Genomic DNA, 15344 nt, shown 5'->3' on the forward strand with positions numbered 1-15344 from the left:
CTTACACCGTGGCCGGACGGGGCGACTCGGGCTCGGCCGGCGCCGGGATGGTGGCCTTCAGTTCGCCGGCGGGCGGCGGGGTGACGGCCGCGATGGCGGTCGTGACGACGCCCGCGGGCTCCTCCTCCACGTCGTTGACGTTGGTGTGGTCGACGACCTGGCGGCGCGAGATGAACCAGATCGCGACGCAGGAGGCGACGAGGAAGACGGCGACGGCCGCGACACCCCAGTCACCCTGCTTGGTGACGTACTCGGAGGCCGCCGCGACGAGACCGGCGGCCGGCAGGGTCAGACCCCAGGCCACGAACATCCGGGTGGCGGTGGACCAGCGGACCACACCGCCCTTGCGGCCGAGCCCGGCGCCCATGACGGCACCGGAGCACGAGTGCGTCGTCGAGAGCGAGAAGCCGAGGTTGGAGGAGGCGAGGATCACGCTGGCCGCGCTGGTCTGGGCGGCGAAGCCCTGCTGCGGCTGGAGGTCGGTGAGGCCCTTGCCCATGGTGCGGATGATGCGCCAGCCGCCGAGGTAGGTGCCGAGCGCGATCGCCACACCGGCCGAGACGATGACCCACAGCGGAGGGTTGGAACCGGGGGCGACCACATTGCCGGCCACCAGGGCCAGCGTGATGATGCCCATCGTCTTCTGGGCGTCGTTGGTGCCGTGCGCCAGGGAGACGAGGCCCGCGGAGGCGATCTGTCCGGCGCGGTAGCCCTTGGCCGTGGCCTTCGGGTCCGTGTTCTTGCCGATCTTGTACGTCAGCCGGGCCGCCAGCATCGCGGCGAGACCGGCCACGACGGGCGCGGCGACGGCCGGGATCAGGACCTTGGTGACGACGACGCCGCCGTTGACGCCGCCGAAGCCGACCGAGGCGACCGTGGCGCCGATCAGACCGCCCATGAGGGCGTGCGACGAGCTGGACGGCAGGCCCACCAGCCAGGTGAGCAGGTTCCACAGGATGGCGCCGACGAGCGCCGCGAAGATGACTTCAGGGGTGATGCCTGATTCGTCGACCAGTCCACTGGAGATCGTCTTGGCGACCTCCACGGAGAGAAAAGCGCCGACGAGGTTCAGAACGGCGGACATGGCCACCGCGGTTTTGGGCTTCAGAGCGCCGGTCGAGATGGTCGTCGCCATCGCGTTGGCGGTGTCGTGGAAACCGTTCGTGAAATCGAACACGAGAGCTGTCACGATCACAATCGCGAGCAGCAGTGTGATGTGTTCCATTTACCCAGGCAATCGTTTGACGTCATTGACGCGAGGACCGTAAGCAACCTGGATGAACGGAAGGTGAACTGGGTCGGGCGTTGCGGTGTCCCCAAGTGGTGCCGGCTGATTCCGCTTGTCCGTTTTCGAACCCCCGCGGCGCTCCACGCAGCCACTCGAACACCCTCCGTGTCCCCGTGCCCGGCGGCCCCGCCTGACAGGATCGCGGGCATGACTGATGAGGCGCGGCAGAGCGCGGTCGAACGCGCATGGCGGGAACTCGTGGACACCGCCCGCAGAACGGCGGCGGAAGGCCTGGTGGTGGGCACCTCCGGCAACGTCTCCGTACGGGTCGGCGACCTGATCCTCGTCACCCCGAGCGGAGTCCCCTACGACCGGCTCACCCCGCAGGACACCGTCGCCGTCGACCTCGACGGCAGACAGGTCCTCGGCGACCTGCGGCCCACCAGCGAGCTGCCGCTCCACCTCGCGGTCCACCGCCGTACCGACGCCCTCGCCGTCGTGCACACGCACGCCGTGCACGCCACCGCGGTGTCCACGCTCGTCCCCGAGCTGCCACCGGTCCACTACATGACCGCGGCCCTCGGGGGCCCGGTCCGCGTCGCGGCCTACGCCCTGTACGGCACGGAGGAACTGGCCCGGAACATGCTCCACGCCCTGCGCGACCGCACGGCCTGCCTCCTCCAGAACCACGGGACGGTCACCTACGGCGCGACCCTGTCAGCGGCGTACGACCGCACGGCCCAGCTCGAATGGATGTGCCGCCTCTGGCTGACTGCCTCCTCCGTCCCGGGCCGCACCCCGACACTCCTCTCGGATCCCCAGCTCGCGGAGGCCGCCCGCCGGCTCCACACCTACGGCCAACCCCCCGCTTAGCCCCTGAGCCGCCCTCCCCGAAACCGGTCCAGGCCCCCGACCCCGACGGTCTTCGGCAGTGCCGTTCCAGTCCTATGGCCCGGGGGTTCCACTTCCGGCTCAACCGGCGGCCCACTCCGGCGCGGGCGACGAGGTCGGCAGAGCCGGTGGCAGCCGGCTCTGCCGGCGGCTCCGGCGGCGCTCGGTGGTCGGTCCCTGCCTGAGGGCGTCGGCTTCGGCGGCGGGCCCGCCTCCGCCGGCGGCTCCGCGCTCCGTGGGCAGTACCAGCTCCGTCGGTGGGCCCGGCCCTGCCGCCGGCCCCCAGCACCCCGCCGGGCTGCGGCTCCGGCCCGGCCGGGGCGGGGTGGGCGGCGAGAGCCTCCTCCGCGCGGAGGTATGTCCTGCCCCGCCGGCGATCGAGGCGCGGGGGTACGGCTGCGGAGCCCCGGAACACCGCGTGCAGCACGGTCGCGGGTGGGGGCGCAGGCCTGCCCCCGTGCGAGGAGAGCGGGTCCCCACAGCCGCCGGGCCGTAGATGAGGGCCGGGGAACACCCCGCGGCGTCGCAACACGCCCGGCCCCGCCCACTGGCCCCCTCCCGCACCCGCCCCGACACTGGTACACGTGCGTCCCGCTACAGCGACGGCAGCGGCCGTCACCACCCTGATCGGAGTCGGCGCGGCCGCGGTCGCGGCCGGCCGCTACGCGAGCCACGCGGCCCTGCGGGCGGCCAGGCCCCTGCCCGGCGACCCCCGGCTCACCGTCCACGGCACGCCCCCCGGCGCCGTCGTCCTGACCCGCAGCCTGGCCTCGCTGCGCCCCGGCACGTACGGGCTGGAAGGGTCCGGTGTCCACGCGGTCGTGGGGGAGGTGCTCGGCGGCGTCCCGCACGACGCGGACACGGTCGTGCGCCGCCTGGTGCGCGTCACCGAGGGTGCACTGGAGCCCGGCACCAAGGTGCGGCTCACTCCGCAGGTGCACCGGGGCGACCCGGCCGGAGCGCTCGGCATAGAGCACTCCGAGGTCCTCGTCCCGGGCGAACTCGGCGCGCTTCCCGCCTGGTTCGTGCCCGGCCCGCGCTCCACCTGGGTCATCGCCGTGCACGGGCTCGGCACCACCCGGGAACACACCATGAACGTGCTGGGCCTCCTGCACACCCTCCAGTTCCCGGTGCTGTCCCTCGCCTACCGGGGGGACTCCGGCGCCCCACGGCCCCCGGACGGGCTGGGCCACCTCGGCGACTCCGAGTGGCGCGACCTCGACGCCGCCGTCCGTCACGCCGTGCGCTACGGCGCCGAGCGCGTCATCCTCCACGGCTGGTCCGTCGGCGCCTCCATGGCGCTCCACGCGGCCGCCAACTCCGGTCTGCGGGACCGGATCAGCGGCGTCGTCCTCGACTCGCCGGTCCTCGAGTGGGAGGCCACGGTGCGCGCACTGGCCGCCGCCCGCAGGACCCCTGCCCCGTTGCTCCCGCTCGCGGTCCGCGCCGCCCAGGGCCGTACCGGAGCGCACGGTGACCGCCTCGCAGAGGCCGGAGACCCGCGGTCGCTGACCGTCCCGACGCTGATCTACCACGGCCCCGACGACACCCTGGCGCCCTGGCGCGGCTCGCGCCAACTCGCCGCCCGCCGCCCCGATCTGGTCACCCTCCACACGGTCGCGCGGGCACCGCACGCCGCGATGTGGAACGCCGACCCGAAGGGGTACGAAGAGGTCCTCCGGCGGTTCCTCACCCCCCTCATGTGACGCGTGTACGACCCGCTCGGGACGGCCGTCCCGAGCCGCCCGCCAGGTTCCGTTTGGGCTTTCGGGCCGTCAACGGGAAGACTGCACCCCGTGACGTCCCGAAAGCCTGATGAGCAATTGGCGCGCAACTCCAGACTCCGTCTTGTCCGCTCGCGGTCACTGGCCACCGCGGGACGGGCCGTGACGGCCCGGCGGACCCGTCCCGCGCCGCGGCCTCCGGAGGGCACACCCGCCCCGGCCGAGCTCGCGCGCCAGGCGCGGGCCGTCCTCGCCGACGCCGCCCGCATCGCCCGCTGGGCGGCCGCCGACCACGACCTCGGCACCACACCGCTCGGGGTCGGCGCCCAGGAACGGGCCGCCGCCGCACTGGGCCTGACCATGGACGGGGTGCGGGCCGGCTGGGACCGCGCCCGTCTCGCAGGTCTCGTCGAACTGCACGGCGACACGGTCCGCCCCGGCTGGCGGCTGCGTGCCTGGGACCGCGACGACATGGCCGTGCTCCGCGGCTGGGTCGCCCTCTTCGACGCCTGGTCCCTGATCCACCCCGCCCCCGGCGACGTCGCACCCGCGGCGGTCGCCGAGGTGGTCGAGGCGGTGCCCCAGGTGCTCTCCCTCCTCCAGCTGTCGGCCGGCCCCGTGCTCACGCCCGCTCTGCTCGACCTGCTCCAGCAGCGCGTCGCCGAGCTCCGCGAGGAACGCTGCGAGGTCCCCTACGGCGCCCCGCCCGAACCGCCGACCGGATCGGGCACCGAAGAGGCCCCCGTCGCCGCCCTCCTCGACTGGGCGCTCGAGGGCCTGTCCGCCGTCGGCGCCCTGACCCTCGAACACGGCCAGGCGACCCTCACGCCGCTCGGCAACTGGGCGGTCTGGGTCAAGCTGGAGCAGATCTGCGTCGCCGCCCAGAGCCCCGCGGGCAACATCGAGCAGTCCGCGGAGGACATGCTCCGGGGCTGCGCCCGCCTCACCCCCGGCCCGGCCCGCGCCGAGTACCGCGCGTGGCTCGCGGCACGCACCGTCTCCAGCGCCGTCGGCGAACTGCTCACCGTGGCCCGCGGCGAGGACGCCCTGCTGCGCGGCCTCGCCTTCGAGGCGCTGCGCGTGGTCGGCGCGCCCGCAGAGACCGAGATCCGAGCGGCCGCCGCCGAACCGTCCCTTCGCCCTTACGCCTTGCTGTGGCTCGCCGAGCACGAGGGCGCGGACCCGGAGGACGCGGCCGACGTCCTCACCCGCGAGGAAGCGACCTGGCTGTGGGTGGACACCGCGGCGGCCGTCGCGGACCACGGGGAGCCGCAGCTGCTGCTCCGCCATCTCGATTCCGCTGTGCAGGGCACGGTCCCCGCGCTGCTCGAGGCGGTCCGGGCGGGCGGCCATCCCCGTACGGTCCAGGTCCTGGTCGCCCTGGCAGCGGCGCACCCGGACCCGGCCCTGGCCAAGGCGGTACGCAGGGCCGCGTTCCAGGTGCACACCGGCGGCGTCTGACCCCGGCGGGCCACGACCGCGGGGGCGGTGGGGTCTACGAGGCCTCCGCCGCCCCCGGTGTGTACGTGCCGAAACTCCAGATGTGTCCCTCGAGATCGCGGACCATGTAGTCGCGGGAGCCGTAGTCCTGGTCGGTGGGCGGCATCACGATGTCGGCGCCGTGCTCCACCGCTCTGCCGTGGTGGGCGTCGACGTCGTCGACATGGACGAACACCCCCGTCGGCCCGGCGCCCTCCATGAGCTTGTCGAACTGGCTGCCGGTGCCCTTGCTGCCCAGCATCACCATGCCGTTGCCGTAGGTGAGCTCGGCATGGACCACGCCGCCGTCCTCGTTCTCGTACACCGCGTGTTCGGCGAAGCCGAAGGCCTCGGTGAGCTGTCTGATCGCGGCCTTGGCGTCCGCGTACAACAGGGTCGGACAGATGCTCGGCGACTGAGGCATCCCGATCGCTCCCTCACTTGCTCGACGACTCGGATGTGATCTGCGTCTCAGTCTGGCACCCGCCACCGACAACGGGCCTCAGCGGAACGTGTCGCGCGGCGGCAGGACGTCCCCGGGCCGGTGAGGTGGCGGGACCGGCACCGCGGCCCCGCACGGCCCGCCGCCTCCGCCGCGCCGTGGCCCCGCACGGCGCACCGCGGGCCTCCCGGGCCGCCGTCCGGCGGCGGAAAAACACTTGCACGGTCCCGTTAGACTGGGCCGTATGGCAATTCTCCTTGTGCATTAGACGGCGTAGAAGCGTCTGCAGCCCGTCCCTTCCGCCGTCCATACCGCCCTGGAGTTTTCCCCCGTGATCACCGCATCCGGTATCGAGCTGCGCGCAGGCGCGCGCGTCCTCATCGAATCCGCTTCCTTCCGCATCGCCAAGGGCGACCGCATCGGCCTCGTCGGCCGCAACGGAGCGGGCAAGACCACCCTCACCAAGTGCCTCGCGGGTGAGGGCATCCCCGCCGGCGGCACCATCACCCGCTCCGGCGAGGTGGGCTACCTCCCGCAGGACCCGCGCACCGGCGACCTCGAAGTCCTCGCCCGCGACCGCATCCTGTCGGCCCGCGGCCTCGACACCCTGATCCGCAAGATGCGGCAGAACGAGGAGCGCATCGCCTCCGGCCAGGGCAGCACCCGCGACAAGGCCATGCGCCAGTACGAGCGCCAGGAGACCGAGTTCCTCACCAAGGGCGGTTACGCCGCGGAGGCGGAGGCAGCCACCATCGCCGCCGCGCTCGGCCTGCCCGACCGGGTCCTCGGCCAGCCCCTCCATACGCTCTCCGGTGGTCAGCGCCGCCGCGTCGAACTCGCCCGGATCCTGTTCTCGGACGCCGACACGCTCCTGCTCGACGAGCCCACCAACCACCTCGACGCCGACTCGATCGTCTGGCTGCGCGACTACCTGAAGACCTACCGCGGCGGCTTCATCGTGATCTCCCACGACGTCGACCTCGTGGAGACCGTCGTCAACAAGGTCTTCTACCTGGACGCGAACCGCTCGCAGATCGACGTCTACAACATGGGCTGGAAGCTGTACCAGCAGCAGCGTGAGGCGGACGAGAAGCGCCGCAAGCGCGAGCGTCAGAACGCCGAGAAGAAGGCCGCCGCCCTCAACTCGCAGGCCGACAAGATGCGCGCCAAGGCCACCAAGACCGTCGCCGCGCAGAACATGGCCCGCCGCGCGGAGCGCCTGCTGGCCGGTCTCGAGGACGTCCGGATGGCCGACAAGGTGGCCAAGCTCCGCTTCCCGGAGCCGGCGCCCTGCGGCAGGACGCCGCTCAGCGCGGAGGGTCTGTCCAAGTCGTACGGGTCCCTCGAGATCTTCACCGACGTCGACCTCGCGATCGACAAGGGCTCGCGCGTCGTCATCCTGGGCCTCAACGGCGCCGGCAAGACCACGCTGCTGCGCCTCCTCGCGGGCGTCGAGAAGCCCGACACCGGCATGGTCACGCCCGGTCACGGCCTCAAGCTCGGGTACTACGCCCAGGAGCACGAGACCCTCGACCCCGACCGCACGGTCCTGGAGAACATGCGCTCCTCCGCGCCCGACCTCGATCTGGTCGAGGTGCGCAAGACGCTGGGCTCGTTCCTCTTCTCCGGCGACGACGTCGACAAGCCGGCCGGTGTGCTCTCCGGCGGTGAGAAGACCCGGCTGGCGCTGGCCACCCTGGTCGTCTCGTCCGCCAACGTCCTGCTGCTCGACGAGCCCACCAACAACCTCGACCCGGCCAGCCGCGAGGAGATCCTCGGGGCGCTGCGCACCTACAAGGGCGCGGTCATCCTCGTCACGCACGACGAGGGCGCGGTCGAGGCGCTCGAGCCGGAGCGGATCATTCTGCTGCCGGACGGTGTCGAGGACCTGTGGGGCGCGGACTACGCGGACCTGGTGGCCCTGGCCTGAGGCCCTGCGACGGGTTCCGGCAGAGCGCCGGAATCCGTCGATCCACCCCTCTACGATCTTCGTATGGATCTCCGCATGGATCATTCGGCCTACAAGTGATCCATCATCTGTGTGAGGGCGTCTCGTATTGCGGCGTGGCGACTGGTGGACCCCCATCGGCGGCGCCCCGGCGGACGCCTCTCCTTCCGGCGGCTCTGAGCTGGCCTTTTCCGTAGCGGGCCGTGAATGCGTGGATCAAGTACCGATCGGAATGTGGCATTCCGTTCATGGTGGCCTCCTGGCGCACCCCAAAGCGTTCCGTACTGACCTTGTCGAATGGGTGGCCAGGACGCCCGGGAGGGGTGATCATGAGAAGTCCAGAGCGCACTTCCCATGAGGAGGCACGGGTGGCCGAGACTCTGAAGAAGGGCAGCCGGGTTACCGGCGCCGCGCGCGACAAGCTCGCGGCAGACCTGAAGAAGAAGTACGACTCCGGTGCAAGCATCCGGGCGCTGGCCGAAGAGACCGGTCGGTCCTACGGATTCGTCCACCGGATGCTCAGTGAGTCCGGAGTCGTCCTGCGGGGACGTGGCGGAGCGACGCGAGGCAAGAAGGCCGCTTCGGCCTGACGGTCCCGTCGACGAGGCTGCTCCTCCGGTTCATCGGTACCTACGGTGACCACCTGGTCGGTCCTACGGCCGGCCGGGCGGTTACTGTGCAGTAGCTTACCTTCTTGACTCGAAGGCCGAGCCAGACTGCACCGAACCGGAGGCGCCTCATGACTTCGCTCGACCCTGTACTCGACAAGGACGGCGTACGGCTCACCGTCGAAGACGCGGTTGCCACGGTGACCTTGACGAACCCGGACAAGCGCAACGCCCAGAACTTCGCGCTGTGGCGGGCGTTGGCGCAGGCGGGACGGTCACTGCCCGGCAGCGTGCGGATCGTCGTGCTGCGCGGCGAAGGCAAGTCCTTCTCCGCGGGCCTCGACCGGCAGGCTTTCACACCGGAGGGCTTCGACGGCGAGCCGTCCTTCATCGACCTGGCTCGCGGCACCGACGCGGAGATCGACGCGTCCATCGCCGAGTTCCAGGAGGCGTTCACCTGGTGGCGCCGCAACGACATCATCTCCATCGCGGCCGTACAGGGCCATGCGATCGGAGCCGGCTTCCAGCTCGCCCTCGCCTGCGACCTCCGGGTCGTCGCGCAGGACGTGCAGTTCGCCATGCGCGAGACCGCCCTCGGACTCGTGCCCGACCTCACCGGCACGCACCCCCTGGTGTCGCTCGTCGGATACGCCCGCGCGCTCGAGATCTGCGCGACCGGCCGTTTCGTCCACGCGGAAGAGGCCGAGCGCACGGGCCTCGCCAACCTCGTCGTCCCCGGCGAGGAACTAGACGCCGCGGTACGCGACCTGTCCGCGGCGCTGCTCGCCGCGCCCCGGGACGCGGTGAACGAGACGAAGGCACTGCTGCGGGGAGCGGCGGGCCGCTCGTACGACGAACAGCGCGCGGCAGAACGCGCCGCGCAGGGCAGGCGCCTGCGCGACCTCGCGGGCCTCGCGGACTGACGCAACCGGGCTCCGCCCGGACCGGCACCGCGCTGCACGCGGCGTCCTCGAACGCCGGACGGGCCGGCATCGCCGGTGCGCCGGATCCAGCCCGTCGGCGGAGACGACCCGGGCCTTCCGGGCGACCCCCGCCGGCGTTCGAGGCGCGGGGCGCCGCCCCGGCGCCCCGCGCCACCCGCGCTGCGCGGTGGACGGGTCCGGGCGGAGCCCGGTCACGGGAAGAGGCGGGGAGGGGGCAGCGCCGCGCAGCGGTCAAGCCGTCGCGGTGATCACGACCGTCACCGCACGGTCCTCCTCCAGCACCCCCGCCACCACCCTCCGTACCGCCCGCGCCACGTCCAGCGCGCGGTGCCCCTCCGCCGTGGCGAGTTCCACGCGGACGTGGTCCGGTGCGTGATGGACCGCCGCGCCCAGCGTCCCCGTCAGGTGTGCCACGCCCACCGTCGCGGCCGCGGCCGTGCCCACCGGTTCGGAGGGTTCGACGGCCGCCGGGGCTCCGGGCGCCGCGCGTTCCTCGGGTGCCGCGTCCAGAAGAGCGTCGACCCGCAGATCGACCACCGTGACCGTGAGGCCCAGTTCCTCCGCCGCCGCGTCGAACAACGCCGCCCGCAGCGCCGCGGTGAGCGCCGGAATCGGTTCTGTGAGGTCCCAGACCGACACCCCCGCGTCGATGCGCAGCGGGCCCGGCCACAGGGCGGCCGGTGGCATGGGCGCGGTCGGGGGCTCCGCCGCCTCCGGGTCCGCCAGGGACACCCTGACGTCGTTCAGGGCCGCCGACGGCACCGACTCCGCCGCACGGCGAAGGACCGCCGCGGCGGCCGATTCCGACAGCCACGCAGCGTCCGCCGGGCCGCCGAGGGGGAGAAGTCTGCCGAGGCCCAGCGCACCGCGTACCCGCCGCAGAACCGCATCCGAAGTGGTCATTCGTCCAGCCTGCCGCATCCCTGGCGCGAATGTGGGCAAGGGCACCTAATGTGGGCAACGGGGCCGTCACCCGCCCGGAAAGGACCACGGCGATGACCGAAACACCTGGGCGCAGTCTGCCCACGACATCCGGAAACGAACTCTCAGGTTCCAGCGACGCCGCCCGAAGGGGCTCGGGAGGCAAGCGCCTGCCGGAGCCAGGATCCCGCGGCCGTACGACCATCGCCGACGGAGTGGTGGAGAAGATCGCCGGGCTGGCCGCCAAGGACGTTCTCGGCGTGCACGCGATGGGGGGCGGGCTCTCCCGTACCTTCGGCGCGGTGCGCGACCGGGTGCCGGGCAGCGGCAAGTCCAACGTCACACGCGGCGTGAAGGCCGAGGTCGGCGAAGTACAGACCGCGATCGACCTGGAGATCGTCATCGACTACGGCGTGTCCATCTCCGACGTGGCCCGCGCGGTCAGGGAGAACGTCGTCTCCGCCGTCGAGCGGATGACAGGCCTCGAGGTCGTCGAGGTGAACATCGCCGTCAGCGACGTGAAGCTGCCGGACGAGGAAGAGGAAGAGCCGGAGCCTCGAATTCAGTAGAGGAGCTCAACATGAGCATGGCGGTGGTCGGACTGATGGCCGGCATGGCACTCGGGTTCGCCGGATACTTCGGCGGTTTCGGGGCGTTCGTGCTGGTGGCCGCTCTGGGGGTGGTCGGCTTCGTGGTCGGCAGGTTCCTCGAGGGCGACCTCGAGGTCGGCGATTTCTTCCGGGGCCGCGAGCGTGGCGACGGGCGGCGGTGACGCGCCGTGGCAGACCCTGTCGCGGTGGCCGGCGCCTCCGGTCGTGACGCTTCCGCAGGCTGGGTGCCGCCCGCGGACCGGGGGTCGACCGCGATCGCCGACCGCGTGGTCGCGAAGATCGCCGCGCGGGCGGCGCGTGAAGCGCTCCCCGATGCACCGGAGGGCGGCGCGCCGCCGCACGCCATGGTCGTCGTGCACCACGAAACGGCCCGGGTGCGGCTCAGCCTCGAGCTGGAGTACCCGTCGGACATCGGCGCCCAGTGCGGCGCCGTGCGTCGGCATGTCGTGGAGCGGGTAAAGGCGTTGGCGGGGATGGAGGTCCCCGAGGTGGCGGTGCACGTCGAACGGCTGCACTCCGCCCTCTCGCGCGGCGCGGCGCAGGGGAGGATCCGATGACCGAACCCGACAGGCCCACGGGCCCCGGACAGCCGGCCCCGCAGGAGCGGGAAGCGCGCTCCCCCCGGCCCGTTCTCGAACTGGACCAGTCCGCCTCCGCCTCCGAGTACAACCCGGCGGCGGACCAGGACGGCGACGGCGGCAGGGTCCGCCGCTTCTGGTCGGTGCGCCGGGTGCCCGCCGCGCTGGTCGCCCTCGTCGTCGTCGGAGGCGCGGGGCTGCTGCTCTACGACGTCGCTGCCGTGCGGGCCGACCGGCCCGCTATGCGCTGGCGGCGGGCGCTCGCCGACCACCTCGCCGAGTGGCGCCTCGACGAGATCGCGGTGCTCGCCGGGGCCGGCGCGGCGATGCTGCTGGGCCTGTGGCTGATCCTCCTCGCGGTGACGCCGGGGATGCGGGCGCTGTTGCCGATGCGCCGGGACCGGCCTCATGTACGGGCAGGACTGCGCCGTGAGGCCGCGGCCCTCGTACTCCGCGACCGGGCGATGGAGGTCTCCGGCGTGCAGTCGGTACAGGTCCGGATGGGCCGTTCCAAGGCGTCGGTACGGGCGCGGGCGCACTTCCGTGACCTGGACGACGTCCGCGCCGACCTCGACGAGGCACTCGGCGCCGCCTTGCACGAACTCGGCCTCGCCAGACCCCCGGACCTCGCCGTGCACGTCGGCAGACCGCCCGCGAAGAAGAGGTGAGGAACGGTGCAGGGGATGCTACGAGCCGTCAACCGGGTCTTCCTCGGCCTCGCCGGGCTGGTCCTGCTGTGCGTCGGCGGTGCGGTCCTCGCGGCGGGCACGGGCCTCTCCGTCCCGTCGTGGTGGCCCTACGACGGGCGGTACGACGTACTGCTGAGCGACGCCGACCGGACCCGCTGGCGCGAGGAGGGCTGGTGGTGGCCGGTCGTCATCGCGGTCCTGGCGCTGCTGCTGATCCTCGCGATGTGGTGGTTCTTCGCCCAACTGCGCCGCGCACGGCTCGCGGAGGTCCTGGTCGACAGCGGCGACGGCGAAGGGGCGCTGCTGAGGGGCCGGGCGCTGCAGGGTGTCCTGGAGGACGAGGCGGCGTCGCTGGAAGGCGTCTCCCGCGCGTCCGTCCTGCTGACGGGCCGCCGGAACGCGCCCGAGGCGCGGGTGGCGCTGCACCTGGAACCGGACGCCTCGCCCGGCGAGACCCTGGCGCGCCTCTCCGACGAGGCGGTCGCGCACGCCAGGGACTCGGCCGGCCTGGAGGCGCTGCCGACGGAGGTCCGCCTCCGGGCGGCGAGGCACCGGGCCCGTCGGGTGTCGTGACGCCCCGAGGGCCCCGGACACCCGCCGGATGCCCGAGCCCGTCGGCGGGTCAGGGGCGGAGCCCCCGCGACGCCGCGCGGAGCGCGCTGCCGCGTTCGGGCGGGGCCCGCTTTCGGCCCCCACGGCCGCCGGGCCGCAGGGGGAGGGGGAAGCGCGCGTCAGAAGCCGTGGCGTGCGCCGCCGTCGACCGGGAGCATGAGGCCGGTCAGATAGGACGCCGCCGGCGAGAGCAGGAACGCCGCCGTGCGGCCGAACTCCTCCGGCGTGCCGTAACGCCGCAGCGGGATGGCCGACTCGTTGGCCCTGCGGGCCGCCTCCGCGTCGCCCGACAGGGCGTCCAGTTCGCGGACGCGGTCCGTGTCGATGCGGGAGGGCAGCAGGCCGACCACGCGGATGCCGCGCGGGCCCAGTTCGTCCGCCAGGGACTTGGCGAAGCCCGCGAGGCCCGGGCGGAGGCCGTTGGAGATGGTCAGGCCGGGGATGGGTTCGTGGACGGAACCGGACAGCACGAAACCGATGACGCCGCCTTCGTTCAGTTCGGCCGCGGCCTTGCGCGCCAGGCGCACGGCGCCGAGGAAGACCGACTCGAAGGCGGCGGCCCACTGCTCGTCTGTGTTGTCCGCGACGAAGCCCGGCGCGGGACCGCCGACGCTGATGAGGATGCCGTCGAAGCGGCCGAAGTGCGCCCGGGCGGCGGCGACGAGGCGTTCCGCGGCGGAGGGGTCGGCGTTGTCACAGGCGACGCCCACCGCGGCGGAGCCGAGCGCGGCCGCGGAGTCGGTGACCGTCTTCTCGTCCCGCCCGGTGAGGACGACCTTCGCGCCGTCGGCGACGAGCGCCCGCGCGGAGGCGTTGCCGAGGCCCCTCGAAGCGCCGGTGACGATGTAGACACGGTCCTTCAGTCCAAGATCCATGGCCCTATCCTGCCGTCCTCTGCCCGGTGAGCGCGAGGGCCGTGGTCACCAGGCCGATGTGGCTGAAGGCCTGCGGGAAGTTGCCGAGGTGCCGTCCCGTCACGGGGTCGTACTCCTCGGAGAGGAGACCCACGTCGTTGCAGAGGCCGAGCAGCCGCTCGAACAGTTCGCGGGCCTCCTGCTCGCGGCCCGTCATACGCAGCGCGTCGGCCAGCCAGAAGGAGCAGACGAGGAACGCGCCCTCGCGGCCGGGCAGTCCGTCGACATGGTTGGCGTCCGGCGTGTAGCGGCGTACGAGCGGCCCGCTGCCCAGCTCCCGCCACACCGCGTCGACCGTGCCGACGACCCTGGGGTCGTCCGGCGGCAGGAAGCCGACGCGCGGGATCAGCAGGACCGCGGCGTCGAGCTCCTTGGAGCCGTACGACTGGGTGAAGGTGCCACGGGCCGGGTCGAAGCCCTTCTCGCAGACCTCGCGGTGGATGTCGTCCCGCATCGCCCGCCAGCGTGCCGTGTCGCCGCGCAGCGACGGGTCGCTCTCCAGGGTGCGCACGGCGCGGTCCGCGGCGACCCATGCCATGACCTTGGAGTGGACGAAGTGGCGGCGCGGACCGCGGACCTCCCACAGGCCCTCGTCCGGCTCGCGCCATTTGGTCTCGAGGAAGCCGAGCAGGCTGAGCTGGATGTTCCAGGCGTGCCTCTCGGGTGCGAGACCGGCCTCCCTGGCCAGGTAGAGGGACTCGATGACCTCGCCGTAGACGTCGAGCTGCAGTTGGGACCTGGCGTCGTTGCCGACGCGGACCGGCGCGGAACCGGCGTAGCCGCTGAGCCAGTCCAGCTCCATCTCGGGCAGGCGGCGTTCGCCGGCCAGTCCGTACATGATCTGCAGATCGGCCGGGTCTCCGGCGACCGCCCGCAGCAGCCAGTCCCGCCAGGCCGCGGCCTCGTCCAGGTAGCCGACGGACACCATCGCGCTCAGGGTGAGGGTCGCGTCGCGCAGCCAGCAGAAGCGGTAGTCCCAGTTCCGTACGCCGCCGATGTCCTCGGGCAGGGACGTCGTGGGAGCGGCGACGATGCCTCCGGTGGGGGCGTACGTGAGTGCCTTGAGGGTGATCAGGGAGCGCAGCACGGCGTCACGGTAGGGGCCCTGGTAGCGGCACTTCGACGACCAGGTCTCCCAGTCCTGGAGGCAGTGCTCCAGGGCCTCGTGCGGGTCGACGCGTGCGGGCCGCGGCTTGTGCGAGGGGTGCCAGGTGAGGACGAACGCCACCTTGTCGCCCTCCTCGACCGTGAACGACGAGCAGGTGCTGAAGTGCTGACCCCATGTCTTGACCTCCGGCTCGCTGCGCAGCCACACGGAGTCGGGCCCCGCGATGGCGATCCGGTGGCCGTCCGCGCGGCGCACCCACGGCACCACGGAGCCGTAGTCGAACCGCAGCCGCAGCGTGCCGGCCATCTCGACCGTGCCGCTCAGGCCCTCGACGATGCGGACGACGTCCGGTGCCTCGTCACGCTGCGGCATGAAGTCGAGGACCCGTACCTTGCCGGTGCGGGTCTCCCACACCGACTCCAGCACCAGTGACGCGCCGACGTAGCGGCGGCTGGTGCAGGCGCCCGCGCCCTTGGGCGCGATCCGCCAGTGGCCGTTCTCCTCGTCGCCGAGGAGGGCGGAGAAGCATGCGGCGGAGTCGAAGCGGGGAAGGCACAGCCAGTCGATGGAGCCGTCCTTGCCGACCAGCGCAGCGGTCTGCAGATCGCCGATGAGGGCGTAGTCCTCGATACGTTGGGTCACGCTCT

At 72.6% G+C, this 15344-nt stretch carries 16 protein-coding genes; 11 read left to right on the top strand and 5 right to left on the bottom strand.

The features are described 5' to 3' along the window. Position 1: 1 nt before the first annotated feature. A complete protein-coding gene (locus SPRI_RS28190; RefSeq protein ID WP_005319101.1) occupies positions 2-1225 on the bottom strand; it encodes an inorganic phosphate transporter in 1224 nt (407 codons plus the stop codon). Positions 1226-1435: 210 nt separating this feature from the next. Between SPRI_RS28190 and SPRI_RS28195 the strand changes: the two genes are divergently transcribed. The 3 genes from SPRI_RS28195 (at position 1436) to SPRI_RS38940 (ending at position 5304) form a co-directional block, all read left to right on the top strand. After that, positions 1436-2101 carry a class II aldolase/adducin family protein gene (locus SPRI_RS28195; protein WP_037775040.1) on the top strand — a complete coding sequence of 222 codons (666 nt, stop codon included), beginning with the start codon at positions 1436-1438 and terminating at the stop codon, positions 2099-2101. A 602-nt stretch (positions 2102-2703) separates the two neighbouring features. Next, positions 2704-3825 (top strand): alpha/beta hydrolase, encoded by a 1122-nt coding sequence (locus SPRI_RS28200; protein WP_053557451.1) that lies wholly within the window; start codon positions 2704-2706, stop codon positions 3823-3825. 90 nt (positions 3826-3915) lie between these two features. Next, positions 3916-5304, top strand: a complete 1389-nt coding sequence (locus tag SPRI_RS38940) for a hypothetical protein (RefSeq protein WP_078951306.1) — start codon at positions 3916-3918, stop codon at positions 5302-5304. 34 nt (positions 5305-5338) lie between these two features. Here the strand turns inward: SPRI_RS38940 and SPRI_RS28210 are convergent, their stop codons facing one another. Beyond that, on the bottom strand, positions 5339-5746 hold the full coding sequence (locus SPRI_RS28210; RefSeq protein WP_037775043.1) for a VOC family protein: 408 nt from the start codon (positions 5744-5746) through the stop codon (positions 5339-5341). Between the two features lie 349 nt (positions 5747-6095). On the opposite strand from SPRI_RS28210, the gene SPRI_RS28215 reads away from it, so the two are divergent. The 3 genes from SPRI_RS28215 (at position 6096) to SPRI_RS28225 (ending at position 9243) form a co-directional block, all read left to right on the top strand. Further along, complete coding sequence (locus SPRI_RS28215) at positions 6096-7694, top strand: ABC-F family ATP-binding cassette domain-containing protein (protein WP_005319111.1); 1599 nt, start codon at positions 6096-6098, stop codon at positions 7692-7694. Positions 7695-8080: 386 nt separating this feature from the next. After that, entirely contained in the window at positions 8081-8302 is a 222-nt protein-coding gene (locus SPRI_RS28220) for a helix-turn-helix domain-containing protein (protein WP_005319113.1), read from the top strand. Positions 8303-8451: 149 nt separating this feature from the next. Continuing rightward, positions 8452-9243, top strand: a complete 792-nt coding sequence (locus SPRI_RS28225) for an enoyl-CoA hydratase/isomerase family protein (protein ID WP_005319115.1) — start codon at positions 8452-8454, stop codon at positions 9241-9243. Positions 9244-9495: 252 nt separating this feature from the next. On the opposite strand, the gene SPRI_RS28230 is transcribed toward SPRI_RS28225, so the two are convergent. Continuing rightward, entirely contained in the window at positions 9496-10167 is a 672-nt protein-coding gene (locus SPRI_RS28230; RefSeq protein ID WP_053557452.1) for a hypothetical protein, read from the bottom strand. A gap of 92 nt (positions 10168-10259) precedes the next feature. On the opposite strand from SPRI_RS28230, the gene SPRI_RS28235 reads away from it, so the two are divergent. The 5 genes from SPRI_RS28235 to amaP are packed head-to-tail and all read left to right on the top strand — an operon-like array spanning position 10260 to position 12636. Further along, positions 10260-10754, top strand: coding sequence for an Asp23/Gls24 family envelope stress response protein (locus SPRI_RS28235; RefSeq protein ID WP_037775046.1), 495 nt, complete (start codon positions 10260-10262; stop codon positions 10752-10754). Positions 10755-10765: 11 nt separating this feature from the next. Beyond that, positions 10766-10957 (top strand): hypothetical protein, encoded by a 192-nt coding sequence (locus tag SPRI_RS28240; RefSeq protein ID WP_005319117.1) that lies wholly within the window; start codon positions 10766-10768, stop codon positions 10955-10957. Between the two features lie 6 nt (positions 10958-10963). Further along, the gene (locus SPRI_RS28245; RefSeq protein ID WP_238996259.1) at positions 10964-11353 is read left to right on the top strand and encodes an Asp23/Gls24 family envelope stress response protein; all 390 of its coding nucleotides are present in this window, start codon (positions 10964-10966) and stop codon (positions 11351-11353) included. Further along, positions 11350-12042 (top strand): DUF6286 domain-containing protein, encoded by a 693-nt coding sequence (locus SPRI_RS28250; RefSeq protein ID WP_005319120.1) that lies wholly within the window; start codon positions 11350-11352, stop codon positions 12040-12042. The genes SPRI_RS28245 and SPRI_RS28250 overlap by 4 nt, the downstream gene beginning before the upstream one ends. 15 nt (positions 12043-12057) lie before the next feature. Next, on the top strand, positions 12058-12636 hold the full coding sequence (amaP, locus tag SPRI_RS28255; RefSeq protein WP_053557454.1) for an alkaline shock response membrane anchor protein AmaP: 579 nt from the start codon (positions 12058-12060) through the stop codon (positions 12634-12636). Positions 12637-12794: 158 nt separating this feature from the next. Here the strand turns inward: amaP and SPRI_RS28260 are convergent, their stop codons facing one another. Both SPRI_RS28260 and SPRI_RS28265 read right to left on the bottom strand, forming a co-directional pair. Then, positions 12795-13550: an SDR family oxidoreductase gene (locus tag SPRI_RS28260; RefSeq protein ID WP_005319124.1), complete on the bottom strand. Its 756-nt coding sequence runs from the start codon at positions 13548-13550 to the stop codon at positions 12795-12797. Positions 13551-13554: 4 nt separating this feature from the next. After that, entirely contained in the window at positions 13555-15339 is a 1785-nt protein-coding gene (locus SPRI_RS28265) for a glycoside hydrolase family 15 protein (protein WP_005319126.1), read from the bottom strand. Between the last annotated feature and the right edge of the window lie 5 nt (positions 15340-15344).

The sequence above is a fragment of the Streptomyces pristinaespiralis genome (assembly GCF_001278075.1).
GTDB classification, from domain to species: domain Bacteria; phylum Actinomycetota; class Actinomycetes; order Streptomycetales; family Streptomycetaceae; genus Streptomyces; species Streptomyces pristinaespiralis.